Below are 23,778 nucleotides of genomic sequence, written 5' to 3'. Positions count from 1 at the left end.
CGCCGACCTGCCGCTCAACCCAGGCCGGGCAACGGCGCGTGCGATGACACCAGCTGGCGGTCGCGCAATGCCTGCCAGAACGCGGTGCGAATCGTCGCCCTGGCCAACGCCAGGTTCTCGGCGATGCGCTCGGGACGGCTTGCACCGGGAATCGCCGCTGCCACTGCCGGGTGCGCCAGCGAGAACTGCAGCGCGGCGGCGCGCAGGTCCACCTGGTGTTCTGCCGCAACGTCGCGCAATGCCTGCACGCGGGCCAGCACCTCTGGCGTGGCGGTCTGGTATTCGTAATGCGCGCCACCGGCAAGGATGCCGGAGTTGTACGGCCCGCCGACCACGATGCCGACGCCACGTGCGGCGCTGGCCGGCATCAATCGCTGCAGGGCCTCTTCGTGGTCGAGCAGGGTGTAGCGCCCGGCAATCAGGAAGCCATCCGGGTCGGCCTGCTGCAGCGCCATCTCGCAGGGCTGCACGCGGTTGACGCCCAGGCCCCAGGCCTTGATGACGCCCTCCTCGCGCAGGCGGGTGAGCGCCACGGCGGCGCCGTCCATCGCCTGCTGGAAGACCTCTTTCCAGGCATCGCCATGGAAGTCACGCGCCGGATCGTGGATCCAGACGATGTCCAGGCGATCGGTACGCAGGCGCTGCAGGCTCTCCTCGATCGCGCGCAGGGTGCCGTCAGCGCTGTAGTCGTAGACGATGCGGTTGGGTAGGCCATGCTCGAACAGGCCGCCTTTCTCACCAAGGTCGCGCAGGGTGGTGTCTTCCACCTCGTCCAGCACACGGCGGCCGACCTTGCTGCTCAGTACATAGGCATCACGGTCGTGATGCTGCAGGGCCTCGCCCAGGCGCAGTTCGGCCAGGCCAGCGCCGTACAGCGGTGCGGCGTCGAAGTAGCGGATGCCCTGCTGCCAGGCTGCCTCGACGGTATCCAGCGCCTCCTGCTGGGGGATGTTGCGGTACATGTTGCCCAACGGTGCGGTGCCGAAGCCGATGGGCGAGGGAATGGAAAGTCGCATGGGAATCTCGTGGGGAAGGGACATTCAGTCGTGCGGGGGCAGCGCCTGCAGCGTGCCCTGCATGCGGTGGAAGCGGCCATCGGTGGCGGTGAACCACGCCAGCGAATGGCCGTGCAGGAAGTCATCGACGTGCACCACGGTGGCACCGTCGGCTTCCTGCCAGGAAATGGCATAGATGCCCTCGGCAACCTGCCGCCACTCGCAGCTGGCTTCGCCGTGGGCACCGGCATAGGCACCGGAGGCGATGGCGTAGTGCACGCGATGGCCATCAGCGCTGTAGCGGTTGTCGGCGGCCAGGCCGTCATAGCTGACCCGGAACCGGCGACCGGCAAACATCGGCGGGGCGTCGCTCATCGGATCGCCACCGGGTTGATGTTGACCTGGGTGGAGCCGACGTACAGCGGCTGGCCGAGCACGAACAGGAATTCCCAGGCCTTGTCGCGCACCAGCGCGCGGCTGTCGATCAGTTCCAGGTTGTAGATGCCGCGCTTGGCCAGCATGTACTGGTTCACCGGGAACTCGTCGGCGCCGTGCGGATTGGGGTAGACCTCCGAGGCCCAGGTGTCACCGCCGAAGGCGACGATGCCCTGGTCGGCCAGCCACTTCGCCGCGTCCATGCCGATGCCCGGCTCGACCTCCAGGAACTGCGTGTTGTCCTTGCCGATCAGCTCCAGCCAGCCGGTGTTGAACAGCACCACATCGCCCTTGCGCAGGGTCAGGTGCTGCTGCTTCAGCACGGCCTGGATGTCGGCGACGCTGAACTCGGTGCCGCCGGGCACGATGGGCTTGCCGTAGTACGCGGTCATGTCCAGCACCACGCCGCGTGTGACCAGCGGCGGTACCTTCTCCACGCCCAGCCTGCGCACGCCATCGACGCTGACGAAGTCGGCGGCCTTGTTGCCGTTGTAGTACACGTTGTCGATGCCGATGTGGCCGATGCCGTTGAGCTGGGTGCCGACACCGGTCCAGGCGTTCACCAGTTCATCGTTGAAGGTGAACCTGTTCGGGCCCAATGACTTGCCGGCCTGTTGCCCGACCTGCACGTTGTACAGGCGGAAGCTGCGATGGCGGAAGGCGGGCAGGTTCTTGTCTACCGGTACCGCCAGCGGATAAGTCTTGCCGGTCTTCACCAGCGACACCGCCTGCTTGACCACATCGGGGGTGAGCAGGTTGGCCGCGCCGATCTCATCGTTGGCGCCGTATACCGAGGGATACCAGTCCGCAGCGAGAGCGGCGGAGGGCAGCGGGAGCGAGGCCAGTGCAAGCAGGGTCAGGGAGGTGATGTTCATTGCGGGGCTCCAGTGCCGGTCACGCGTGCGCCGCGAACTGCGGCAACACGTACTCGGCGATTTCGTGGAAGGTGTCGGCCAAAGGCCGTTCGTTGCGGCGGAACTGCAGGCCGATGTGGTCGACGCCGGCGGCCTGCATCGCCTGCAGTTCGGCCAGCAGCGCATTGCGGCCGCCGCGCAGGCCGAAGCGCCAACGCTGCAGCGGTGCGTCGGCCCGTTCCAGCAGATCCAGGTGGATGAAGCTGGCATAGGGTTTGTTGCCGGCTACCGCGCGCCACGCCGCCACGCGGTGGGCGTGTTCCTGGGGCGTGCCGGGGTAAGCCAGGCAGCCGTCCATATGCGCGCCGATCCAGGCCGGCTGCTGCTGCGCCAGGCCGGCCACCAGCAGCGGCAGCGCCCGACCATCGGCAGGCAGTACTTCCAACCCCTGCGGCAGCCGTGCAGCGGCGCCTTCGCGCAGCAGCCCGATCTGCTCGCGGAAGCGCGTGCCACGGGTGTCGAAGTCGCGGCCGAACAGCGGGTACTCCACCGGCCGGTCGCCGCTGGCAACGCCCAGCAGCAGGCGATCGCCACTGAGCTGCTGTACGCTGCGTGCCGACTTCAACGTCAGCAGAGGTTCGCGGATCGGCAGCACCACCGCGCCGGTCCCCAACAGGATCTCTTCGGTGATGCCGGCCAGGTAGCCGAGATAGGTGAACACTTCGAACACCTGCGCGGCATCGCCGAATGCCGGGTCGTACACCGGCACGTCGCGCACCCACAGCGCACGGAAGCCGAGGCGGTCGGCCAGCCTGGCAAGGTCGGCGTGCTGCTGCAGGTCCGGTTCGCCCGGCAGGCGGCGCGCAATGCGTCGTGCCTGTTCGCCCAGCGGCGTCCAGTCGTTGTCCAGCGGCGCTTCAATGCCAATGCTGAAGCCGCCCGCCTGCAGTCGTGTCAACGCAGTAGCCATCAGCGCGTGCTCCTCAGTCCCAGGCAGGCGCCAGGCCCGGCGGGTCGACTTCGCGGCCGTTGCGCTCGAGTGCGGCGATCGCAGCCATGTCTTCGGCATCCAGCTGCAGCTCGCGGGCAAGCAGGTTGCTGGCCAGGTTTTCGCGCTTGGTCGAGGACGGAATGACGGCGTAACCCAGCTGCAGCGCCCAGGCCAGTGCGACCTGGGCCACCGTGGCCTGGTGCTTGTCGGCGATGGTGGCCAGCACCGGGTCCTTCAGTACCTTGCCGTAGGCCAGGGTCATGTAGGAGGTCACCGCGATGCCCTCTTGCTGCAGGAAAGCAGTCAATGCCGGGTTCTGCAGATAGGGGCTGAGCTCGATCTGGTTGGTGGCGATCTGGCCCTGGCCAACTACGGCGATGGCCTGGCGGGTCAGTTCGATGTTGAAGTTGGATACGCCGATCTGCCGGGTCAGGCCCAGCGTCTTTGCTTCGGCCAGTGCGGTCATGTACTCGCGCAGCGCGACCGCGCTGCCCGGTGCCGGCCAGTGGATCAGCAGCAGGTCGACATGGTCGGTGCGCAGCTTGGCCAGGCTCTCGCGCAGGCTCGGCAGCAGTCTGTCGGCGGCATGGTTGTCGACCCAGATCTTGGTGGTGATGAACAGTTCGTCGCGCGGTACACCGGATTCGGCGATGGCCTGGCCGACCTCGGCTTCATTGCCGTAGATCTGCGCGGTGTCGATGGCGCGATAGCCGAGCTCGAGGGCGTTGCGCACTGAATCGATGACGGTCTGGCCGGTCAGGCGGAACGTGCCGACGCCAAAGGAAGGAAGGCTCATGGGAACTCCAGCTGGGTAGGGAGCGGTGTGCTCCGATGGGGGCCAGTCTGGTCGCTTTACATTTGCAGATTAAGCCGTGTATACGGGAAATGCTTTTGCGCCGAGGTAAAGAATGAAAACCACCCTGGATGAGCTGAAGGCGTTTGTCGCCGTGGTCGACAGCGGCTCGATCACCGCCGCCGCCGAGGTGCTGGGACTGACCATCTCGGCCACCAGCCGCACCCTGGCGCGCTTGGAGGACAAGCTGCAGACCACGCTGCTGCGGCGGACCACGCGACGGCTGGAGCTGACCGAAGAGGGCGCGGCGTTCCTGGAATACGCGCGCACGATCCTGGCCACGGTGGACGAAGCCGAGGAACAGATGGCGGCGCGCCGGCAACAACCGGTAGGGCGGTTGCGGGTGGATGCGGCCACGCCGTTCATGCTGCACGTGATCGTGCCGCTGCTGGCCGGCTTCCGCGAGCGCTATCCGCAGGTGCAGTTGGAGCTGAACTCCAACGAGGGCATCACCGACCTGATCGAGAAGCGCACCGACGTGGCGTTCCGCATCGGCGTGCTGCGCGATTCCACCCTGCATGCGCGGCCGATCGGCCACAGCCGCATCCGCGTGGTCGCCAGCCCGGAGTACCTGCGGCAGTACGGTACGCCCACCCGAATCGCGCAACTGCGCGCGCACACGCTGCTGGGTTTCACCCACCCGGGTTCACTCAACGAGTGGCCGCTGACCGACGCCGATGGCGGTCCATTGGTGATCCAGCCGGCCATTGCATCTTCCAGCGGAGAAACGCTGCGGCAGATGGCGGTGAACGGGCTGGGCATCGCCTGCCTGTCCGATTTCCTGACCCGCCAGGACCGGCGCGAAGGGCGCCTGGTACAGCTGTTCGCCAAGCAGACCCAGGAGGTGCGCCAGCCGATCAACGCGGTGTACTACCGCAACACCGCGCTGGCCGCGCGCATCACCTGTTTCGTCGACCACGTGACGCAGACGCTGGGTCAACGCCCGTTCGACGAATAGCGTCCTGGCGGCCGGTGCCTTGCGCGGCCCAGGTGCTGGGCGTGCAACCGGCCACGCGCTGGAAGGCCGCCGCGAACTTGCTGGGATTGGCGTAGCCGCAGGCAAGCGCGACCTCGGTGACGCGCTGCCCCTTGGACAGCGCGTACTGCGCCCAGTGCATCCGGCGCTGGGTCAGGTAGGCATACGGTGGCATGCCGGTAGCGGCGCGCAGGGCGCGGCTGAAAGTGGTCGGTTCCATGCCGAGTACGTCTGCCAGCGCTGCGACATCCAGCGGCTGGGAACGGTGTTCATCGATGAAGTCCTGCAGCTGGCGCAGTTGCCGCGATGACAGCGGTGCAGCCATCCGCGGCCGGGCGGGCGGTTGGCCGGCAAGCTGCGCCAATCGCCGCACCACGACTTCTGCGCCGTACTGCAGGAAGCCGGGCACGCTGGCGTCAGCCTGCGCGCTGGACCACAGCGCGTGCAGTACGGAAGCGATGACCGGGTCGCGATGCAGCCGCAGGGAAAGGGCGTGGATGTCCGGGAAGCCGCCAGGCGCATCACGCCACTGCGCGGTATCGATGGCCATTCCCAGCAGCTCCACCGCTGGGCTGGCGTAGTGTCCATGATCGCCGGGCAGTACCACGTTGAACTGGCCCGGATGCCACGGCGCCTGCAGGACCCCGGCAGTGGTGCGTTGATACAGGTTGCCGCCACCGGCCAGCGCCAGGCCCAGCCGCAGCTGGTGCGGGTTCCCCATGGGGCCTTCGCTGGCCTGGAAGCCATGGCGCAGCAGAACGATCGAGCCATCCTCGCTGGTGACGGTGCCATCACTGGGCAGGGTGGCTTCCCGGTGCAACTGGTCGGCGAGGGCGGGCATGGCAGGTCCAGGAATGGAGCAGCACTGACTGCAATGGAGTGGCGGCGGATGCGGAATGTTACAGGATAACAGTTTGCGTCAGCTGGCCCGCCAAGCGCGTTTCCGTTCCTCATGAGGTCTACCTTGAAATCCCCCGTATCCTCCGTTGCCCTTGTCGCAGCGTCGTTGCTGGTTCCTGTTGTTCCTGCCCACGCGCAGTCCGCCGATGCCACCACTCTTGATGGGGTGGTGGTCACCGGCTCCAAGCGCGACACGCCCTACCTGAAGAGTGACCTGTCGGTGACCGTGCTTGATCGGCAGGCACTGAAGGAAGCCGGTGTCACCGAGTTCCGTGACCTGGACAAGCTGGCCCCCAATGTGAAGTTCAACGTGATGGGCCAGCTGAGCAACATGTTCATTTCCATCCGCGGCATCGAATCCAATCCTTTCCTGGTCAACCGCGCGTCGGTCTACATCGATGGCATTCCGTTCCGCGAGCTGAGCAATGCGGTACTCAACCAGGTGGAATCGGTCGAGGTGCTGCGGGGGCCGCAGGGCACCCTGTACGGCGCCAACAGCGAATCGGGGCTGGTGCTGGTGCGCACGCGCGGGCCGGCCGACACCCGCGAGGGTGAGGTGAACCTGCGCAGCACCTGGTTCGGCAACGGCAACGGTACGGCCGTGGATGGCTTCCTGGCAGGCCCGCTGAGCAAGGACGGCACGCTGTCGGGCTCGGTGGCGTTCATGGGGTCCGATGAAGATGCCCACCTCAAGAACCTGACCCCGTACGGCGCGCGCGGCGAAGTGAAAGAGGGCTACCTGCAGGGCAAACTTCGCTGGCGGCCCAGCGATTACGTGACCGTCAACGCCTTGGCCTATCACCTGCGCACGCGCGCACCGGGCATGTTCGAGTACGAGTACCTGCCGCTGGATACCGGCCTGTACAACCGCACCTATGGCGACCGCCTCAATGGTGGCCGCCATGCAGGTGATTTCACCTATATCAACGATGCGCCCAAGCGCACCGAAAAGGACGAGACCGTTGCCGGCCTCAGCGCGCAGTGGCAACTGCAGTCCGGCACCCTGGATGTCGCCGCCTCGTACCGCAGCGAGGAAACCACCTCGGCCGGCTACGACTTCGACATGACCGCCAGCTCGGCGCTGGCCGGCTACATCTACGACAAGAAGAATGCCTGGAACGCCGAGGCGCGCTTCAGCTCGCCCAGCGATCAGGCGCTGACCTGGATGGCCGGTGTGTCAACCTATCGCATCGACAAGGATTCGATCCAGGGCACCTTCGTCGGCCCGGCGCTGCGCGGGCTGGACAGTTACAACCTGGCGCCGCGGCAGACCTCCAAGGGTGAGGACTACAGTGTTTTCGCGACCGCCAGCTACACGCTGCCGGCACTGCCGAAGCTGACTGCCAGCCTCGGCATCCGCCACGAGCAGGCCCGCCGTTCCACCGAGCAGCGTGCCGGATTCCTCGACCTGGGTGCGGGGGGCCTGGTGCGCTACCGCGACGCCGCCCTGGCGCATACGTTCTCGGCGACGTTGCCGCGCGTCTCGCTGCGCTATGACGCCAGTGATGACCTCTCGTTCTATGCGGCCTCGGCCAAGGGCTACATCCCCGGTGGCTTCAACCTGGCCGCCGCGCAGAGCGATGTGATCAACGACAAGGTGCTCCGCTACGAATCCGAACGCATGTGGAGCCATGAAGTGGGCTTCAAGATGAACCTGGCGGGCGGCCGTGGCCATATCGGCGGCGCGCTGTTCCATATCAGCTCGGACAACTGGCAGGAAATCCAGGTGGCCACCGATGCCAACGGCCGGCCGATCTCCTCCGACTACGTGGGCTCGGATGCCTCGATACGCTCGCGTGGTGCAGAGCTGGAAGGCGTGTTTGAAGTCGCGCCCGGGTTCACGGTGATGGCCAATGTCGGCTATGTCGATGCGACGTACACCAAGCTGTGGGTGAGCCCGCAGGAGAACCTGAACGGCAAGCGGGTCAAGCTGACGCCGCACTACACCGGCTACCTGGCGGCGCGGTATCAGTTCGATTCCGGCATCTATGCCCGGGTGGAATCGCAGTTCACCGGTTCCAGCGCGCTGGACGAGCGCAACCGCGCGTTCCAGCCGGCCGTGGCCGTGCTGGGCGTGCAACTGGGTTACGAGCAGGGCCCGTGGAGCACGCGCGTGTTCGTGCAGAACCTGACCGACAAGCGCCGCATCAACGGCCTGATCTTCGACAACCTGGCCTTCGGCCGCGATGGCAACTACTACGGGCCGGTGGACAGCCCGCGCATTGTCGGTGCCGAGGTCGGCTACCGGTTCTGAAGGGTCATCAGCCGGCGGACCGCAGGGCCCGCCGGTTGCGCAGATGTGCGATGGCCAGCATCACCCCACCGCAGGCGGTGGCAGCGCCATGCCAGAGCAGCGATTCCTTCAACGGCAGGTACAGCGAGGCGGACAGCAGCAGGATCGCGCCTGCAAGGGCGACGCACAGCGGCAGTGCCCGTTGATGGCGGCGCTTGCCGGCAGCGGTGCTGAGCAGGGCGATCGTCGAGGCCAGCAGCGCGAACAGCCATTCCCAGCGCGACATCACCAGCAGCGCGGTCATCGCCGCGTGGCCGGGATGCTGGAACGAGCGCAGTGCCATCATCGCTGCGGGCGTGAAGGCCAGCAGCAAGGGCAGGGCCACGCAATGCGCGGCACAAGCCAGCGACAGCCAGGCGCCTGCCAGATCGAAGTGGGGATGCCAGCGTGCCGAAGCTGGCGGCTGGGTGCGGGCCCTTGCGGGCGAGGTCGGGATGTGGTCCATAATGTTACATAGTAACAATACGGAGCCTCCCCATGAAACGTTCTGCCGCCCTTCTACTGCTGCTTGCTGCCCATTCTGCGAATGCCCACGACGTGCGCCATCACGAGGTACATGTCCATGGCCAGGCCGATGTCGATCTGGCCGTGGACCAGGGAACGCTGGAACTGGCACTGCGTGCACCGGGCATCGGCATCCTCGATTTCGAACGACCACCTGCCGACAGCCGCGAACAGGCCGCATTGGCGCGGGCGCGATCGATCCTGCAGAGCGGCAGCTGGGTCACCTTGCCGAGTGCTGCACAGTGCCGGCTGGACCATGCCGCGGCGACTGCGGAGGGCTTTGCGCCAGTGGCGGTGGCAACGCAGCCCGGCCAGCACACGCATGCCGGATTCACCGCCGCACTGCGCTACCACTGCGCCAACCCGGCAGCACTGCGCGGGCTGGCATTGCCGCTGCCTACGCTGTTTCCGGGGCTGCACGAGGTGATCGTCAACACCGCAACATCGACCGGGCAAGGCCGCAGCGTGGTTACTGCTGACAGCCTGCGGGTGCCGCTGGCGCCATGAACGACGATGCCATCATCGACCTGCAGGGTGTGCAGTTCGGCTACGCAGGGCGTGCGGTGCTGGACATCGCACAGCTGCAGGTGCGCGCAGGCAGCAGCGTGCTGCTGCGCGGGACCAGCGGCTCGGGCAAGAGCACACTGCTGGGCCTGTTGGCGGGTATTCTGCTGCCAGCCAGCGGCAGCATCCGGGTTGCCGGCCATGGGGTGAACACGCTCGGTGCTGCCGCGCGCGATCGCTTTCGTGCCGACCAGCTGGGCGTGATCTTCCAGCAGTTCAACCTGCTGCCATTCCTGAGCGTGCGCAACAACATCGCCCTGGGCGTGCGCTTTTCGCCATTGCGCAACGCGCGCATTGAAGGTGGGCTGGACGCGGAAATCGCACGCCTGCTGCGTGCGCTGCAGCTCGATCCGGCACTGATGCCGCGCGCGGCAGGCACGCTCAGCGTCGGCCAGCAGCAGCGCGTTGCCGCTGCCCGTGCCTTGATCGGTCGCCCGGCGGTACTACTGGCCGACGAACCGACCTCGGCGCTGGACCCCGAAGCGGCCACGGCGTTCGTGCAGCTGATGTCCGCGCAGTGCCGCGCCGCTGGCACCACCGCGCTGGTGGTCAGCCACGATGATCGCCTGCAGCCGTTGTTCGACCAGGTGTTGTCGCTGGGTGATCTGAACCGGGCAGGGGGTGCACATGTTTGAGTTGGCCTGGGCCAGCCTGCGCAGCCGCGCCTTGAGCGTGAGCTTGACCGTGCTGGTCATCACCCTGAGCGTGGTCCTGCTGCTGGGCGTGGAGCGCATCCGCACGCAGGCCCACGAAGGCTTTGCCAGCACCGTCTCGGGTACGGACCTGATCGTGGGCGCACGCTCGGGGCCGGTGAACCTGCTGCTGTACTCGGTCTTCCACATCGGCGACCCGACCAACAACGTGTCCTGGCAGTCCTACCAGGAACTGTCCGCGCTGCCGCAGGTGAAATGGGCGGTGCCGCTGTCGCTGGGCGATTCCTGGCGTGGCTATCGGGTGATCGGCACCACCGCCGGTTATTTCGAACATTACCGGCATGGCACAGGGCATGCGCTGGCATTCGCGCAGGGCCAGCCGTTCGACGACCTGTATGACGCGGTGGTCGGCGCTGAAGTCGCGCAGGCCGCGCACATCGGCCTGGGCACTGAGATCGTGCTGGCCCATGGCACCGGTGTAGTAACGCTGGCCACGCATGCCGACAAGCCGTTCCGCGTGGTCGGCATCCTGGAGCGTACCGGCACGCCGGTGGATTCGTCCGTGCTGGTGTCACTGCCGGCGATCGAAGCGATCCATGTCGATTGGCGCTCCGGCGTGCAGCTGCGCAGCCAGCATGTCAGCGCAGAACAGGCACGGCAGCTTGACCTGACCCCGACCAGCATCACCGCCTTCATGCTCGGGCTGAACTCGCGCATCGCCACCTTCGGCGTGCAGCGCAGCATCAATGAGTATCCAGACGAAGCACTGCAGGCGATCCTGCCCGGCGTGACGTTGCAGCAGCTATGGCAGTCGCTGGGCACTGCCGAGCGCGCGCTGCAGCTGATCAGTGCGATGGTGGTGCTGCTGGGCATGGTGTCACTGATGGCGCTGCTGGTATCGACGCTGCAGGAGCGCCGTCGTGAGATGGCGGTGCTGCGCGCCACCGGTGCGCGCCCGGCCTATGTGGCCTGCCTGCTGGTCGTTGAGGCCGTGGCCACTGCAGCAATGGCCTGCGCGTTGGCGCTGGCGGTGCTGACCTGTGCCAGCGCGGCCGGGCGCAGCTGGGCGCTGGCCAATTTCGGTCTGTCGATCACCCACGTCTGGCCGGACGCGCGCGAACTGGCCTGGGTGGGCGGCGTGCTGCTGATCAGCGCGGTTGCCGGCTTGCTGCCTGCGCTGCTGGCCTACCGGCGCACCCTGGCCGATGGCCTGGCGCCTGCGTCGTGAGCGCGGGCGTGCGCTGGTTGCTGCTGGCTGCGGCAATGCTGCTGGTTGCCTGCACGCGGCCGACCGATACCGGTGTGCAGGCACTGCCGCCGTCGCCGGTACAGAGCAATGCTGGCACGCAAAGCGAGCAGGAACTGGACTGGCTGCAGATGCTGCCCAGCGATGAACTGGCAGCACTCGAGCGCGGTGAGGGGCCGGAGGTGCAGCACAACGGCAACCGGCGCATGGCCCAGTTCGGTACGTTCCGTACGGTGGACGCGGTACTGGATCGCGCAGTGCGGTTGCCGGGCTACGTCGTGCCCCTGGCCAATGCGGCAGATGGCCGACTGGTCGAATTCCTGTTCGTGCCGTACTACGGCGCGTGCATCCACGTGCCGCCGCCGCCACCGAACCAGATCGTGCATGTGGTGCTGCCGCGGCCGATCGCCATGCCCGACATGTACTCGCCGTTCTTCCTGGCCGGCGTGCTGCGCGCCGAGCGGGTGGACGATGATCTTGCCGGCTCGGCATACAGCATGGCCGACGCCGAACTGAGGCCTTATGAACCGTAGCGCGAAGCTGCTTGGCTGTGTGCTTGCCGGTGTAATGCTGACCAGCTGTGGCCGGCCCGCCGTGGAGACCCCGCCACAGGCCAGCAACGCTGCAGCTTCGCCAGCGGCGCCGTCTGCAGTGATCGACCGCTGGAACGCGCTGATGCCCGAGGAGGACAGCTTCCAGCGTCCACCGCCGCAGATCGGGCTGTCGCGTGGCAACGGCATGGACGGGGTAGGAGGCTTGATCGACGACACCGGTTCGGGGTCGCTGCCGGGGCAGACCATCGATCATTCCAGCCCTCTGCGCGCGCAGCAGTTCGGCTCGTCGGCGGTGGTCGATGGCGTGGATGGCCGGACGCTGGACCTGGATGGCTATGTGGTGCCGCTGGCGATGAACGATGCCGGGCAGGTGGACGAACTGCTGTTCGTGCCGTTCTATGGCGCGTGCATCCACGTGCCACCGCCACCGCCGAACCAGATCATCCATGTGACCCTGGCCACCCCCATCACGATGGGCGCGCTGTGGGATCCCTACCGGCTGTCCGGGCGCCTGCAGGTGAAGCATTTCGAGGCGGATATCGCCAGCGCGTCCTATGACGCTGCCGCAGCGACGCTTTCCGCGATCAGCCAATGACGAGCACCCGATGACGAGGCTCCGCGCACGCACCGTCGCGCTGCTGATTGTGGTGCTGCTGGCCGGGAGCGGGGTGGCGCTGCTGTGGAACGCAACGCACGCGCCCTCGCCACCGGCCGTTGCATTTCCCGCACCAGTGGCGGAAGCGCAGGTACGCATCGAACATCACCTGGCTGCCAACAAGGCCTTTCGTGATGACCTGCTGTTCCTGCTGGTGGCGACGCTGCGCGACCGCTGCGAACCCGCGCAGGCGGGAGTGCTGGCGCGCATGGCCAACCGTGCTTCGCTGCCGGTGCTGGCGGCGGTCAGCGCGGTGACCGCGCAGGATGCGAGCCTGGACCGACCGATCTACCAGTACATCCAACACCGCGCCGACGCCACCGGCTGCGGTCAGCCACTGCGCGTGCCGGCAGGCGAAGGCGGCACTATCGAGGTGGACATCGAACAGTACGCGCGCACCTTCCCGGACAGCTACTTTGATCTGCAGCGCAGCAGTGTGCCGCGTGACTTCGGCGGGCGTCCGCTGGCGGAACGCGCCGGCAACGCCTGCAACAGCGTGGTCTATTCAGTGCTGCCGCTGGGAGGGGTCGATTGGCGCTGCAGCACGCTGCGCAGCAACGCCCGCGCCCGGGTGCGGGCGCTGTGCGAAGAGGAGATGCAGCGGCAGCACGGCCATCTGCGTGGCGAGCTGGATGCCGCGGTGGGACGCGCCATGCAGGACCCGATAGTGCAGGCGGTCGCTGCATTGCCTGCGGAGTGCAGGTAGGCCCAGGGTTATGAGGCAGGGAGCATTGCGCCTCCCGGCAGCTGAATGGCTTTCGCTGGGACATTCATAACTATACAGGACATCCTGTATAGTTATGGGCGTACTCCTTCCCCATCCAGGTTCCCATGGCTCTCTCCCAGCCCTTGGACGGTGCTCCGTCCCTGTCGCGCGCCCGACGCTGGTCGCTGCTGTTCACCGTCGCCGCCGGCCTGCTGCTGGTCACGCTGGACAACTCGGTGCTGTATACCGCGCTGCCGACCCTGACCGAGGAGCTCTCGGCCAGTGCCGGGCAGGCGCTGTGGATCATCAACGCCTACCCGCTGGTGATGGCCGGCCTGCTGCTGGGGGCGGGCACCCTGGGCGACCGCATCGGCCATCGCCGGATGTTCCTGGTCGGACTGGTGGTGTTCGGCATCGCCTCGTTGGCAGCGGCGTTCTCTGCAACCGCAGGGCAGCTGATCGCAGCGCGCGCCTTCCTCGCCGTGGGTGCGGCGGCGATGATGCCGGCCACGCTGGCCTTGATCGGGCTCAGCTTCCATGAAGAACGCGAGCGCAACATCGCCATCGCGATCTGGGGTTCGGTGGCCATCGTCGGTGCGGCGCTGGGGCCGATCATCGGTGGCTTGCTGCTGCAGCACTTCTGGTGGGGCTCGGTGTTCCTCATCAACGTGCCGGTGGTGGTGGTCGCCTTCATCGCGACCCTGTTGCTGGCACCGGAAGGGCAGCGCGACAGCACCCGCCCATGGGACCTGCTGTCCTCGCTGCTGGCACTGGCCGCGCTGTCGGGCCTGGTACTGGCGATCAAGTCACTGATCGCCACGCCGCCCTCGTACAGCGTGGGAGCGGTCTCGCTGCTGCTGGCGGTCATCTCCGGCATCGCCTTCAGCCGCCGCCAGCAGCAGTTGCCGTATCCGCTGCTGGATTTCGCCATCTTCCGTAATCCGGCCTTCCTTGCCGGCACCCTGTCGGCGGTGTTCACCCTGTTTGCGATGGCCGGGCTGCAGCTGCTCACCACCCAGCGTTTCCAGCTGGTGGCCGGCCTCAGCCCGTTGCAGGCCGGCCTGCTGGTATCGGTGGCGGCGCTGGGCAGCCTGCCCAGCGCGTTGCTGGGCGGCAGCGTGCTGCATCGCGTCGGCCTGCGGCCACTGATCTGCGGTGGCCTTGCGGCCGGTGCGGTAGGTGTGGGCGTGGTGGCGCTGGGCTTCCCGCATGGGCTGGGCTGGGTGGTGGCCGGCATGGCGATCACCGGCTTCGGCATGGGTGCTGCCATCTCGGTGGCGTCCACCGCCATCCTCAACAACGTGCCGCCGCATCGTGCGGGCATGGCCTCGTCGGTGGAGGAAGTGTCCTACGAGTTCGGCGGCCTGCTGGCCGTCGCGCTGCTGGGCAGCCTGAGCGCTGCGATGTACGGCGCTTTCCTGCCGGAGTCGGCGGGTATTCCCGCCGCCGCGCGCGAGGGCTTCACCCAGGCGCTGCACGTGGCGCGTGAGGTGGGGCAGGGCGAGTGGTTCGCGCTGGCCACCGCGGCCTACGATCGCGGTTACCAGATCGTGCTGCTGGTGATCAGTGCGGTGCTGGCGGCCGGCGCGGTGATCATCGCGCGCCTGCTGCGTGGACGCGCCGGTGGCCGCGACGGCGCCGCCGATCGCGTAAAATAACGGCATGAGAACCAGCAAGCGCGAGCGCATCCTCGACGCCGCCGTCAGCGTGATCAACCGCGACGGCGTGCGTGCGGTCACCTTTGAATCGGTGGCGGCCGAGGCGCAGTTGACCCGTGGCGGCCTGCTGTACCACTTTCCTTCGCGCGAAGCGTTGCTGCGCGGCATCGACGAGCACCTGGTGCAGAGCTGGGAAGCATCGATGGAGGCGCTGCTGGGCAAGTCGGCCGGCGAGGCCACTGCGCTGGAGCGCTACCAGACCTTCGTGCGCGTTTCGGCGCAGAGTGCCACCCGTGCCGAGCTGATGTTCATGCTGGACTCGGTGGACCCCGAATTCCCCAGTGAGCGGCCGTGGGCACCGGTGGTGCAGCGCTGGGCGCCTTCGCCACCGGCCGCCGGCTGCGACGACCCGGCAGCGCTGGATAATTTCGTGGCACGGCTGGCCGCCGATGGCCTGTGGATCTACGAGGCCATGTACGAAGGCCAGCTGGACGAGAACGTGCGCGCGCAGGTGACCGAACGGATCGGCGGGCTGCTCTCTCCCGAGCGGTCTCGCAAGGCGTAGCAGCCAGTCCATCCGCTGAGGGCGCCCGTCAGGCAGGCGGATGCCCGTGCAGGCCATACCCCTGCAGCCGCTCCGGGTGGGTATACACGTTGAAGCCTTCTTCGCGGGCGAAGCCCACCAGGCACAGGCCGGCACTGCGGGCCAGATCGATGGCGAGCGCAGTGGGGGCCGAGACGGCGGCCAGTACGCTGGCACCGGCGCGCGCGGCCTTGCTGACCATTTCGTAGCTGGCACGGCTGGATACCACCAGCAGGCCGCCATCGATGCTGTGTTCGTTGTGGTGCAGTGCACCGATCAGCTTGTCCAGCGCATTGTGGCGGCCGACGTCTTCGCGCACCCAGCCGATGCGGCCACTGGCATCGGCCCAGGCCGCTGCATGGGTCGAACCACTGGCAGCATTCATCGGCTGGCGTAGGGCCAGCCCAGCCAATGCCCGCTGCAGTGCAGCCGTCTGATACGTACGGCGGTCCTTTACCGGAGGCAGCGGACGCAGCACGTCCTCCAGCTGGCGTGCACCGCATAACCCACAGCCGCCGCGACCCGGCAGCAGGCGCCCGTTGTCAGGATCCAGTGCGGCGCCGGGGGCGTCGGCGGACACGCTCATATTCAGCTCGATGCCCTCCAGTTGTGGCTGCACCTGGATGGACAGCAACTGGTCAGGACGCTCGATCAACCCTTCGCTGAGCGAGAAGCCCAGCGCGAAATCCTCCAGGTCGCATGGCGTGGCCATCATCACCGAGAAGGCCGCGCCGTTGTAACGCATCGCCACCGGTACTTCTTCGGCGATCGTATCGACCCGTTGCTCCTGCCCCGTGCTGCGCCAGCGTTGCAGCGTGCGCAGGGCCGTGCCGGCGGGCGGGGGCGAAGGCAACGTCGATCCGGGCATGCGGCACATCCTGGGTAAAGCAGAAGGGCAGGCTACGCCCGGAGGATAGCGCAGCCATCCAGTGAAGACGCGGCGGTAACCGTTGCCATGGCAGCCTGCTGTACCCGGGCCGGGCCATGGCGCTGGGGTTGCCGGTGTGCTTGACTGGCCACGGCAGCCGGGCGTGGTCCCGGCACTGCAGGCAGGCACTCCACCAACGCAGGTTCCCGACCATGTCCGAACAGAAGCCGCCGCGTTACAAGCCTTACAACCAACCGGCAGGCGGCTGGGGGGCCGCCGGTGCGACCGCCAAGGTGCTGCTGCAGCAGAGCGTGATCGGCAAAGGATCCAAGGCGCTGCTGGCGATGAACCAGCCGGGCGGATTCAAATGCCCCAGCTGCGCGTTCCCCGATGCCGACCACCGCAAGAAGCTGGAATTCTGCGAGAACGGTGCCAAGGCCCTGGCCTGGGAAGCGACCCAGCACCGGGTGACCCGTGAGCTGTTCGCCCAGCACACCGTCACCGAGCTGATGGCGCAGACCGACTACTGGTTGGAGCAGCAGGGCCGGCTGACCGAGCCGATGCGCTACGACGCCGCCACCGATCACTACGTGCCCTGCGAATGGGACGAGGCGTTCGCGCTGATCGGCCGTCATCTGCAGGCGCTGGACAACCCTGACCAGGCCGAGTTCTACACCTCCGGCCGCACGCCCAACGAGGCGGCGTTCCTGTATTCGATCTTCGTGCGCGAGTTCGGTACCAACAACTTCCCGGACTGCTCGAACATGTGCCACGAGCCGACCAGCCGTGGCTTGCCACCGGCGATCGGCGTGGGCAAGGGCACCATCGTGCTGGACGACTTCGAACACGCCGAGGCGATCTTCGTGATGGGCCAGAACACCGGCACCAACTCGCCGCGGATGATGAGCAACCTGGTGGAAGCGCGCAAACGCGGCGTGCCGATCGTGGCGGTCAACCCGATGCCGGAGCGTGCCCTGATCCGCTTCACCGAACCGCAGGACGTGGTGCAGATGGCCACGTTCGGTTCCACCGAGATCACCAGCGAGTTCGTGCACGTCCGTATCGGCGGCGACCTGGCGCTGATCAAGGGCATGATGAAGGTGATGTTCGAGCGCGAGGCCCAGGGTGAGCAGGTGCTGGATCATGCCTTCCTGGCCGAACACACCGTTGGCCTGGAGGCGCTGCGCGAGGACGTGCTGGCGCAGGACTGGGATGAGATCGTGCGGGTGTCGGGCATCGCGCAGGAACAGATCCGGCGCTGCGCGGAGATCTACATCCGTTCGCAGGCGACGGTCATCTGCTATGGCATGGGCCTGACCCAGCACCAGCAGGGGTCGCGGCTGCTGCAGCAGGTGGCCAACCTGTTGTTGCTGCGCGGTAATTTCGGCAAGCCGGGCGCGGGTATCGGTCCGATCCGTGGCCATTCCAACGTGCAGGGCGACCGCACCGTCGGCATCGACGAGAAGCCGACGGCGCGCTACCTGGATCGCGTGCAGCAGGTGTTTGGTTTCGATCCGCCGCGCGAGCACGGCCACCATGTGGTCGAGTCGATCGCGGCGATGCTCGATGGCAGCGCCAAGGTGTTCATCGGCATGGGCGGCAACTTCATCCATGCCGTGCCCGATACCGAGCGCGCCTACCAGGCCATGCGCAAACTTGAACTGACCGTGGGCATCGCCACCAAGCTCAACCGGGGGCATCTAGTGCACGGTCGCGACGCGCTGATCCTGCCGGTGGTGGCGCGCTCGGAGTGGATCCGCACGCCGAAGGGCGAGCAGTTCGTCACCATCGAAGATGCGATGTCCAACGTGACGGCGTCGCGCGGCGTGCTGGAGCCGGCCAGCGAGCACGTGCTGCCGGAGGTGGAGATCGTCTGCCGCATGGCGATGGCGGCGTTGCCGGACAGCAAGGTTGACTGGGCCGCGTACATGCATGATTACGGCCCGATCCGCGACCTGATCGCCGCCGTTTACCCGGACATCTACGCAGGCTTCAACGAACGCATCCAGGCACTGCACGGCTTCCACCTGGATATTCCGCCGCGCCGGCGCGTGTGGCCGACGCCGAACGGCAAGGCCAACATCCTCGTCATGCCGGGCCTGGAAGTGAACACGGTAGTCGATGACCCGGAGATGCTGCGGCTGGCCACGGTGCGTTCGCACGACCAGTACAACACCACCATCTACAGCTACAACGACCGCTACCGTGGCGTGTACAACGACCGCATGGTGGTGTTCATGAACATCGAGGACCGTCTGGCGCGCGGGCTCGGCAAGGAAGCCCTGGTAAGCCTGGAAACGATCAGCGACGACGGCGTGACGCGGCGAATCGAAGGCCTGACCGTGCTTGACTACCCGATGCCGCGCGGGGCGCTGGCGGGCTACTACCCGGAGCTCAACCCCCTGCTGCCGCTGGACTACTACGATCGGATCAGCGGTACGCCAGCGGCGAAATCCATTCCGGTACGGATGCGCGCGCAGGTCGACGTGCCCGCGTAGGCGCCGATCCTACAATTGCTCGTTGTCGCTCAGCACGATGCTGCCATCCAGCAGCACCGGCACCATCTGGGTCCAGCCCTTGGCGTTGTAGTCGAGGCTGACCAGGTACACCCAGCCGCGCGCTGCGTCTTCGGCAGGCGGCGCCGCGCCGGCGGTGAAGCGCTGCAGGCTGACCTCGGAGACCACGAAGTCATCGCTGGGATAACGCTGGCGTGCGTGGGCCAGCGCTGCCGCCGTCGCCTGGTGCACTGACAGCGGCGGCTCGGCGCGTGCCGGGTCGAAGATGGGCAGTGTATGCAACCGCGTCGCGCTCACCTGCCAGCGCTCATGGGTGTCGTCAGCATCGCCGCTGGACAGCACGGTCCATTGGCGTCCGCCTGCCATGGCCGGAAGGCTCAGCAACGAAGACAGCAGGAGGGCAGCAGAGGCGCAGCGGGCAGGCATGGAAAAGCTCCAATGAACGTCCTCCATGATGACATCCGGCAGCGGCGACGGGCATGTCGTGCGTCGGCTATCATCAGCCCGTGGATAAATCCGGCCTGCTGCTGCGACTGATGCTGCTTCTGACCCTGGTGCTGAATGCACCGGCGTTGGCGCTTGCCTCGGGCGGGGTCAACGGTCAGGCCGGCGATGGTCATTGCGGTGCGCCCCACGAGAGCGCCAACACTGCGATCTCTGCCGCGCCCGCCTGCTGCGATGAACGGAACGCAGCCGCGTGCAGCAGCGAGGATTGCGAGTGCGTGCCGGCGACTGTGGCCATGCTGCCGTCGGCGGCAAGCCTTGCTGCATGGCCGCTGCGTGCAGTGCCCGGCGACGCGCTGCCGCCGGCTCATCCCGCGCCTGCGCTGCCTCACCTGATTCGTCCGCCGATCGCCTGATCGCGCGCAGGTTGCGTACCTGCCGTCCTGCAGTACCCCTCATCTACTTGACCCACGCGCATCCGTCGCGTGGATGGCAGGCGCTCGCGCCTGCGATTGCAAAGGACAACCTGACACATGAACCGCACGCTTTCCCTGAGCCTGTTGCTTACCACCGTTCTGCTGGGCAGCGCCTGCGCGCGCGCCTCCGAAGAAGCCGTGTCCTCGCCCGCAGCCGCCACCGAAACTGCCTCGGCGGTCGCGGTCGCGGTCGCGGTCGCGGTCGCGGCTGGGCCGACGATCGATCCCGAACTGCCGCTGGCCATCGTTCACAAGACGGCCAGTTGTGGTTGCTGTGGCGTGTGGGCCGACCACCTGAAGGCTGCCGGCTTCCCGGTTGAGATACGCGACACCGATGACATGCATCCGGTCAAGCAGCGCCTCGGCGTACCGGCCGGCAAGGCGTCCTGTCATACGGCTGAGATCGATGGCTACGTGGTGGAAGGCCATATTCCGGCCAGCGACATCAAGCGCCTGCTGACGGAACGGCCGACGGCGCGTGGCCTGGTGCTGCCAGGCATGCCGGCCGGATCTCCGGGCATGGAAATGCCTGATGGCCATGTGCAGCCGTATACCGCAGAGCTGGTGCGCACCGACGGCAGCACCGAGCCCTTCGCACGGCATGGGCAGGGCGGCTGACAAGGTTCAGCGGGCGCGGCGGCGGATCGCCGCCGCGCCTGGTCAACGCTGCTTTTCGCGTTGCTTCTTCAACTGCGCGTCGAAATTGCGTTCGGCCGTGTCGGCGTAGTCCTGGCAGGTCATTGCCTTGGCTCCCGCCGATGCACCCGCACTATAGTTCCAGCCGCTGGCACCGGGATGCGGGGTCAGCAGGATGTCGCAGGGCAGAGAGCGCACCGTGGCGAAGCTGCGGCGATAGTCCTCGATCAAGTGCGGGTAACGCGGGTTGGCCTGCAGCTGATAGCCCGGCGCACTCAGGCTGTCGGCGTAGACCATGCGCACCGGCTTGCCGCCCCGGGTGTCGGTCCAGGTCCAGGCGGTGCTGCCCGGGGTATGGCCGGGCACGAAGTGCGCGGTGAAGTCGACGCCACCGAGCGAGACTACCTCGCCGTCCATGATGATCCTGTCCGCGGTTGCCGGCGGATAGATGATGTCGTCGCCGAAGTGCAGGTCGTTGCTGCCGCCACGTGCCAGCAGCACCGCGGATTCGGCATTTGCGACGATCTGCGCACCGGTACTGCGCTTGAGCGCTGCAACCGGGCCGGCGTGATCGGCGTGGGCATGGCTGAGCAGGATCAGGTGCAGACCCTGCGGCGCAACGCCGCGCAGCTTCATGTTGCTCAGCAAGTGGTCGGCCATCTGCGGCATGCCGCCGTCGAGCAGTACCGCGCCCTGCGGCGTCTGCACCAGCAGCGCGGTCAGGTCTTCGGTGCCGATCTGCCAGGTGTGGTCGGCAATCTGCAGCGGCGCCATCGGCTGCAGCCAAGACGCATCCACGGTGTAGGCACGCAGCTGTGGAAGCGTCGGCTCGGCGGCAGAAGCCGCAGCGGGAAGCAGGGCAGCGAGCGTGATGGCGAGGGTCTGCAGGCGCATGGGAGGACACCGATGAAGGAGGCTCAGAAACTAGCATGGGCCTCCTTCGTCGCGTCACGCATAGAATTCATGGCACCCATAAGGCGCCATGTCTCAGTAGCGGTACTGCCACCCCAGCGTCAGTACACGCCCGCGCCCGGCAAAATAGCTCGGGTTGGATGGCGTGGTCTGCGAGTAGTAGGTGATGTACTGCTTGTTGGCGAGGTTCTGCACGCCCAGGGTGAAGCTGCTCTTGTCCAACGCATAGCGGGCGACCAGGTCGAACGTGGTGTAGCCCTTGAAGCTGGCCACCGGCACGCCGCGCAGGTCGAAGTCGCGATCGAAGGCCTGGCTGGCCTGCAGGCGGGTGCTGAGCTGTGAGGTCCAGCCCTGTTCCCAAAACGCAGTCAGCCGGTTCGGGGCGATGTTGACGCCCGCCAGGTCGCTTTCCAGTTGACCATCCAGATTGGCGTCGTAGCGGCCGTTGGCGCGGGCATAACCCAGGCCGAGGCGGCTGTCACCCAGGCGCAGGCGCAGATTGGTCTCGAAGCCTTCCACCCGGGTAGCCTGGCGCTGCACGTTGTAGGCATCGATGCCGGCGTCATAGACCAGTACCGAACCCAGCTTGGATTCGGACGTGTAGTACGCAATGTCGCCGCTGAAGCGACCATCGTCATATTCCAGTCCGATCTCTCGGTTGTCCGACACTACCGGCGACAGGTCCACCAGGTTGTCCACGCGCTGGCCATCGCGATTGATCGCGCGCAGCACGCGGCCAACATCGGCCACGGTGTAGCCCTCCGAATACGACGCGTAGGCATTGAGACGGTCATTGATGTACCAGACCGCGCCGAAGTTCGGCAGCGTCTCGCTCATCGTCGGCTTGCCGCCTGCCACCTTGCGTGCGCCGTAGCGGGGCAGGGTGGTGTAGTCGCCCACCTCCAGCTCGCCCTTTTCGTAGCGCAGGCCAGCGGACAGCATGACGTGGTCGGTGGGCCACCACTGCAGCTGCAACAGCGGCGACAGGCTCTGGTAGGTGGTCAGCGGCACCCAGTTCAGGCCACTGGCCAGCAGCACCTGGTGGGTGCGGTCACGCAGGCCATCCAGGCCCAGGGTGACGTCCAGCGACGTGTCGCCGATGCGGCGCCAGCTCTGGGTCAGCTTGAAGCCACGCTTGTCCGACTCGTTCTGGGTCTGGTCCCAGGCAGCGTTGGCACCCGTGTTGCCCCACGGGTCCCACTGGCTGGCGCCGTAACGCCCTTCGAAATCAACCGCGAAGGCCTGCGCCAGGAACTGGCCGCCGAACAGATCGGCGTTGCTGTAGTCCAGGGTCAGCGAGCGTGAGCGGTTCATCGGCGGATCGAGCGGCGTATCGCCGGGCACCGACGTGGCCGGGCGACCGGTGCGGAAGTTGCCATCCACAGGCAGGTAATTGTCCAGGCCGCGCAGTTCGTAGCGGTTGGCCATCACCTGCAGGCGCTGGCCTTCGGCGATGTTCCAGCCAAGCTTCGCGAAGATGTTGCTAGAGGTCGAATCCATCAGTTCGCCCTGCGCATTGGTGCCGATCGCACGGCCGTCGCCGTCGTAGTACAGGCCCTGCCGCTCATGTGCCAGGCCGGCAACGAGGTCGAACTGTTCGCCGCGGATACCCACCAGTGCCGAAGCACGCTGGCCATCATCGTCGCGGCGGCGCGGCGAGGCGGCGGTGAGCGAAAGGCTGCTGTCCAGCAGGAAAGCACCCGGTTCGCTCGGCGCGCTGCGGGTGATGATGTTGACGATGCCACCGGTGCCGCCGATACCCTGCAGCGCGTTGGCGCCGTGGATCACTTCGATGCGTTCGATCATCGCCGGATCGATGGTATGTGAATCACGCGAACCATCGCGCAGCGGCGTGGACTGTGGCACGCCGTCAACCATGTACAGGATGCCGCGCCCGCGCATGCTTTCGCCATAGTTGGACATCTTCTCGCGCGCCGGGGCGAAGGCCGGAATCTGCGAGGACAGTACGCGCGACACATCCGAGCCCAGCGCCAGCTGTTGCTGGACGTCCTCACGGGTGAGCACGGTGATGGTGTTGGGCATGGCGGTCTCGCCCTGCGGCATGCGCGCGGTGGACGCCGACACGGTCACTCTGCCGAGCGAGGTTGCGGCTGCCGGCGCTGGCGCAGTGCGCGGGCGGTCCGTGTTTGCCGCCGCGGCTGCCGTAGCGAGCGCGCTGCGGATCACGAACACGCCTGGCGAGCGTTCTTCGACGTCCAGGCCTTGGCCGGCAATCAGCCTTTGCAGTGCCTCGCGCGGGGCATAGCGGCCGTCCAGTGCTGGCGCCTGGCGGCCGGCAACGCTGTCCGCAGCGAACAGCAGCTGGATGCCGCTCTGCCTGGCCACCGCATTGAGTGACTGTTGCAGCGGGGCGGCCGGAAGATGGACGTCCACCGCCGTGGGGGTGGACTGCGCCGCCGCCGGAAGGGCGGAGCACAGGCTGACGGCCAGCAGGGCAGGCGTCAAGCGGCGCAGGACGGCGGGCAGGGCAATGCGGGTCATGCGG

General features: G+C 67.0%; 24 protein-coding genes. 13 read left to right on the top strand and 11 right to left on the bottom strand.

The window, feature by feature from the left end:
* Window positions 1-14: 14 nt before the first annotated feature.
* Genes AC1DKR_RS01435 through dkgB form a run of 5 tightly spaced genes read right to left on the bottom strand, consistent with a single transcriptional unit; the run spans window position 15 to window position 4,071 of the window.
* Window positions 15-1,016, bottom strand: a complete 1,002-nt coding sequence (locus AC1DKR_RS01435; protein WP_478030609.1) for an aldo/keto reductase — start codon at window positions 1,014-1,016, stop codon at window positions 15-17.
* A gap of 24 nt (window positions 1,017-1,040) precedes the next feature.
* Entirely contained in the window at window positions 1,041-1,370 is a 330-nt protein-coding gene (locus tag AC1DKR_RS01430; protein ID WP_478030606.1) for a MoaF-related domain-containing protein, read from the bottom strand.
* Window positions 1,367-2,305 (bottom strand): cyclase family protein, encoded by a 939-nt coding sequence (locus tag AC1DKR_RS01425; RefSeq protein WP_336028801.1) that lies wholly within the window; start codon window positions 2,303-2,305, stop codon window positions 1,367-1,369. The genes AC1DKR_RS01430 and AC1DKR_RS01425 overlap by 4 nt, the downstream gene beginning before the upstream one ends.
* A 19-nt stretch (window positions 2,306-2,324) precedes the next feature.
* On the bottom strand, window positions 2,325-3,254 hold the full coding sequence (locus AC1DKR_RS01420; RefSeq protein ID WP_478030604.1) for a TIGR03571 family LLM class oxidoreductase: 930 nt from the start codon (window positions 3,252-3,254) through the stop codon (window positions 2,325-2,327).
* A 13-nt stretch (window positions 3,255-3,267) separates the two neighbouring features.
* Entirely contained in the window at window positions 3,268-4,071 is an 804-nt protein-coding gene (gene dkgB / locus AC1DKR_RS01415) for a 2,5-didehydrogluconate reductase DkgB (protein WP_478030602.1), read from the bottom strand.
* Window positions 4,072-4,183: 112 nt separating this feature from the next.
* On the opposite strand from dkgB, the gene AC1DKR_RS01410 reads away from it, so the two are divergent.
* Window positions 4,184-5,086, top strand: coding sequence for a LysR substrate-binding domain-containing protein (locus AC1DKR_RS01410; protein WP_336028794.1), 903 nt, complete (start codon window positions 4,184-4,186; stop codon window positions 5,084-5,086).
* Here AC1DKR_RS01410 and AC1DKR_RS01405 read toward each other — a convergent pair.
* Window positions 5,028-5,945: a helix-turn-helix transcriptional regulator gene (locus tag AC1DKR_RS01405; RefSeq protein WP_478030600.1), complete on the bottom strand. Its 918-nt coding sequence runs from the start codon at window positions 5,943-5,945 to the stop codon at window positions 5,028-5,030. The two genes, AC1DKR_RS01410 and AC1DKR_RS01405, sit on opposite strands and share 59 nt — an antisense overlap.
* Before the next feature lie 123 nt (window positions 5,946-6,068).
* Between AC1DKR_RS01405 and AC1DKR_RS01400 the strand changes: the two genes are divergently transcribed.
* Window positions 6,069-8,258, top strand: a complete 2,190-nt coding sequence (locus AC1DKR_RS01400) for a TonB-dependent receptor (protein WP_478030598.1) — start codon at window positions 6,069-6,071, stop codon at window positions 8,256-8,258.
* A 7-nt stretch (window positions 8,259-8,265) separates the two neighbouring features.
* Here the strand turns inward: AC1DKR_RS01400 and AC1DKR_RS01395 are convergent, their stop codons facing one another.
* Window positions 8,266-8,742 carry a MerC domain-containing protein gene (locus AC1DKR_RS01395; protein WP_478030596.1) on the bottom strand — a complete coding sequence of 159 codons (477 nt, stop codon included), beginning with the start codon at window positions 8,740-8,742 and terminating at the stop codon, window positions 8,266-8,268.
* Window positions 8,743-8,774: 32 nt separating this feature from the next.
* On the opposite strand from AC1DKR_RS01395, the gene AC1DKR_RS01390 reads away from it, so the two are divergent.
* From AC1DKR_RS01390 to AC1DKR_RS01355, 8 genes are all read left to right on the top strand, one after another.
* On the top strand, window positions 8,775-9,308 hold the full coding sequence (locus tag AC1DKR_RS01390) for a ZrgA family zinc uptake protein (RefSeq protein ID WP_478030593.1): 534 nt from the start codon (window positions 8,775-8,777) through the stop codon (window positions 9,306-9,308).
* Window positions 9,305-10,000 carry an ATP-binding cassette domain-containing protein gene (locus tag AC1DKR_RS01385; RefSeq protein ID WP_394195562.1) on the top strand — a complete coding sequence of 232 codons (696 nt, stop codon included), beginning with the start codon at window positions 9,305-9,307 and terminating at the stop codon, window positions 9,998-10,000. Before AC1DKR_RS01390 ends, AC1DKR_RS01385 begins: the two co-directional genes overlap by 4 nt.
* On the top strand, window positions 9,993-11,246 hold the full coding sequence (locus AC1DKR_RS01380) for an ABC transporter permease (RefSeq protein ID WP_478030590.1): 1,254 nt from the start codon (window positions 9,993-9,995) through the stop codon (window positions 11,244-11,246). Before AC1DKR_RS01385 ends, AC1DKR_RS01380 begins: the two co-directional genes overlap by 8 nt.
* 35 nt (window positions 11,247-11,281) lie before the next feature.
* Window positions 11,282-11,797, top strand: coding sequence for a DUF3299 domain-containing protein (locus AC1DKR_RS01375; RefSeq protein ID WP_189914692.1), 516 nt, complete (start codon window positions 11,282-11,284; stop codon window positions 11,795-11,797).
* Window positions 11,787-12,413 (top strand): DUF3299 domain-containing protein, encoded by a 627-nt coding sequence (locus tag AC1DKR_RS01370; protein ID WP_478030588.1) that lies wholly within the window; start codon window positions 11,787-11,789, stop codon window positions 12,411-12,413. The genes AC1DKR_RS01375 and AC1DKR_RS01370 overlap by 11 nt, the downstream gene beginning before the upstream one ends.
* A 10-nt stretch (window positions 12,414-12,423) precedes the next feature.
* Complete coding sequence (locus AC1DKR_RS01365) at window positions 12,424-13,179, top strand: hypothetical protein (RefSeq protein WP_478030586.1); 756 nt, start codon at window positions 12,424-12,426, stop codon at window positions 13,177-13,179.
* A gap of 125 nt (window positions 13,180-13,304) precedes the next feature.
* Entirely contained in the window at window positions 13,305-14,837 is a 1,533-nt protein-coding gene (locus AC1DKR_RS01360) for an MFS transporter (RefSeq protein ID WP_312965941.1), read from the top strand.
* A 4-nt stretch (window positions 14,838-14,841) separates the two neighbouring features.
* Window positions 14,842-15,402 (top strand): TetR/AcrR family transcriptional regulator, encoded by a 561-nt coding sequence (locus tag AC1DKR_RS01355; RefSeq protein WP_478030584.1) that lies wholly within the window; start codon window positions 14,842-14,844, stop codon window positions 15,400-15,402.
* Between the two features lie 28 nt (window positions 15,403-15,430).
* Here the strand turns inward: AC1DKR_RS01355 and fdhD are convergent, their stop codons facing one another.
* Window positions 15,431-16,288 carry a formate dehydrogenase accessory sulfurtransferase FdhD gene (fdhD, locus tag AC1DKR_RS01350; RefSeq protein ID WP_478030582.1) on the bottom strand — a complete coding sequence of 286 codons (858 nt, stop codon included), beginning with the start codon at window positions 16,286-16,288 and terminating at the stop codon, window positions 15,431-15,433.
* Between the two features lie 212 nt (window positions 16,289-16,500).
* Here fdhD and AC1DKR_RS01345 point away from each other — a divergent pair, with 212 nt between their 5' ends.
* Window positions 16,501-18,786: an FdhF/YdeP family oxidoreductase gene (locus AC1DKR_RS01345; protein WP_478030580.1), complete on the top strand. Its 2,286-nt coding sequence runs from the start codon at window positions 16,501-16,503 to the stop codon at window positions 18,784-18,786.
* Between the two features lie 9 nt (window positions 18,787-18,795).
* Here AC1DKR_RS01345 and AC1DKR_RS01340 read toward each other — a convergent pair whose 3' ends face one another.
* On the bottom strand, window positions 18,796-19,230 hold the full coding sequence (locus AC1DKR_RS01340; protein ID WP_478030577.1) for a hypothetical protein: 435 nt from the start codon (window positions 19,228-19,230) through the stop codon (window positions 18,796-18,798).
* Between the two features lie 53 nt (window positions 19,231-19,283).
* On the opposite strand from AC1DKR_RS01340, the gene AC1DKR_RS01335 reads away from it, so the two are divergent.
* Together AC1DKR_RS01335 and AC1DKR_RS01330 are read left to right on the top strand one after the other, a co-directional pair.
* Window positions 19,284-19,664, top strand: a complete 381-nt coding sequence (locus AC1DKR_RS01335) for a CopL family metal-binding regulatory protein (RefSeq protein ID WP_478030575.1) — start codon at window positions 19,284-19,286, stop codon at window positions 19,662-19,664.
* A 117-nt stretch (window positions 19,665-19,781) separates the two neighbouring features.
* On the top strand, window positions 19,782-20,342 hold the full coding sequence (locus tag AC1DKR_RS01330; protein ID WP_478030573.1) for a DUF411 domain-containing protein: 561 nt from the start codon (window positions 19,782-19,784) through the stop codon (window positions 20,340-20,342).
* A gap of 42 nt (window positions 20,343-20,384) precedes the next feature.
* Here AC1DKR_RS01330 and blaL1 read toward each other — a convergent pair whose 3' ends face one another.
* Window positions 20,385-21,254: a L1 family subclass B3 metallo-beta-lactamase gene (gene blaL1, locus AC1DKR_RS01325; RefSeq protein ID WP_478030571.1), complete on the bottom strand. Its 870-nt coding sequence runs from the start codon at window positions 21,252-21,254 to the stop codon at window positions 20,385-20,387.
* Between the two features lie 93 nt (window positions 21,255-21,347).
* On the bottom strand, window positions 21,348-23,774 hold the full coding sequence (locus tag AC1DKR_RS01320; RefSeq protein WP_478030569.1) for a TonB-dependent receptor: 2,427 nt from the start codon (window positions 23,772-23,774) through the stop codon (window positions 21,348-21,350).
* Between the last annotated feature and the right edge of the window lie 4 nt (window positions 23,775-23,778).

Source organism: Stenotrophomonas sp. 01N47 (genome assembly GCF_056399165.1).
Note: the sequence above shows the minus strand (reverse complement) of the source record. Positions and strands in the feature narration are given on the sequence as shown.

Bases quoted from the DNA above. Each gene is read 5' to 3' on its own strand.
- AC1DKR_RS01435 (WP_478030609.1), bottom strand. From the start codon at position 1,016: ATGCGACTTTCCATTCCCTCGCCCATCGGCTTCGGCACCGCACCGTTG.
- AC1DKR_RS01430 (WP_478030606.1), bottom strand. From the start codon at position 1,370: ATGAGCGACGCCCCGCCGATGTTTGCCGGTCGCCGGTTCCGGGTCAGC.
- AC1DKR_RS01425 (WP_336028801.1), bottom strand. From the start codon at position 2,305: ATGAACATCACCTCCCTGACCCTGCTTGCACTGGCCTCGCTCCCGCTG.
- AC1DKR_RS01420 (WP_478030604.1), bottom strand. From the start codon at position 3,254: ATGGCTACTGCGTTGACACGACTGCAGGCGGGCGGCTTCAGCATTGGC.
- dkgB (WP_478030602.1), bottom strand. From the start codon at position 4,071: ATGAGCCTTCCTTCCTTTGGCGTCGGCACGTTCCGCCTGACCGGCCAG.
- AC1DKR_RS01410 (WP_336028794.1), top strand. From the start codon at position 4,184: ATGAAAACCACCCTGGATGAGCTGAAGGCGTTTGTCGCCGTGGTCGAC.
- AC1DKR_RS01405 (WP_478030600.1), bottom strand. From the start codon at position 5,945: ATGCCCGCCCTCGCCGACCAGTTGCACCGGGAAGCCACCCTGCCCAGT.
- AC1DKR_RS01395 (WP_478030596.1), bottom strand. From the start codon at position 8,742: ATGGACCACATCCCGACCTCGCCCGCAAGGGCCCGCACCCAGCCGCCA.
- AC1DKR_RS01390 (WP_478030593.1), top strand. From the start codon at position 8,775: ATGAAACGTTCTGCCGCCCTTCTACTGCTGCTTGCTGCCCATTCTGCG.
- AC1DKR_RS01385 (WP_394195562.1), top strand. From the start codon at position 9,305: ATGAACGACGATGCCATCATCGACCTGCAGGGTGTGCAGTTCGGCTAC.
- AC1DKR_RS01380 (WP_478030590.1), top strand. From the start codon at position 9,993: ATGTTTGAGTTGGCCTGGGCCAGCCTGCGCAGCCGCGCCTTGAGCGTG.
- AC1DKR_RS01375 (WP_189914692.1), top strand. From the start codon at position 11,282: ATGCTGCTGGTTGCCTGCACGCGGCCGACCGATACCGGTGTGCAGGCA.
- AC1DKR_RS01370 (WP_478030588.1), top strand. From the start codon at position 11,787: ATGAACCGTAGCGCGAAGCTGCTTGGCTGTGTGCTTGCCGGTGTAATG.
- AC1DKR_RS01365 (WP_478030586.1), top strand. From the start codon at position 12,424: ATGACGAGGCTCCGCGCACGCACCGTCGCGCTGCTGATTGTGGTGCTG.
- AC1DKR_RS01360 (WP_312965941.1), top strand. From the start codon at position 13,305: ATGGCTCTCTCCCAGCCCTTGGACGGTGCTCCGTCCCTGTCGCGCGCC.
- AC1DKR_RS01355 (WP_478030584.1), top strand. From the start codon at position 14,842: ATGAGAACCAGCAAGCGCGAGCGCATCCTCGACGCCGCCGTCAGCGTG.
- fdhD (WP_478030582.1), bottom strand. From the start codon at position 16,288: ATGCCCGGATCGACGTTGCCTTCGCCCCCGCCCGCCGGCACGGCCCTG.
- AC1DKR_RS01345 (WP_478030580.1), top strand. From the start codon at position 16,501: ATGTCCGAACAGAAGCCGCCGCGTTACAAGCCTTACAACCAACCGGCA.
- AC1DKR_RS01340 (WP_478030577.1), bottom strand. From the start codon at position 19,230: ATGCCTGCCCGCTGCGCCTCTGCTGCCCTCCTGCTGTCTTCGTTGCTG.
- AC1DKR_RS01335 (WP_478030575.1), top strand. From the start codon at position 19,284: ATGTCGTGCGTCGGCTATCATCAGCCCGTGGATAAATCCGGCCTGCTG.
- AC1DKR_RS01330 (WP_478030573.1), top strand. From the start codon at position 19,782: ATGAACCGCACGCTTTCCCTGAGCCTGTTGCTTACCACCGTTCTGCTG.
- blaL1 (WP_478030571.1), bottom strand. From the start codon at position 21,254: ATGCGCCTGCAGACCCTCGCCATCACGCTCGCTGCCCTGCTTCCCGCT.
- AC1DKR_RS01320 (WP_478030569.1), bottom strand. From the start codon at position 23,774: ATGACCCGCATTGCCCTGCCCGCCGTCCTGCGCCGCTTGACGCCTGCC.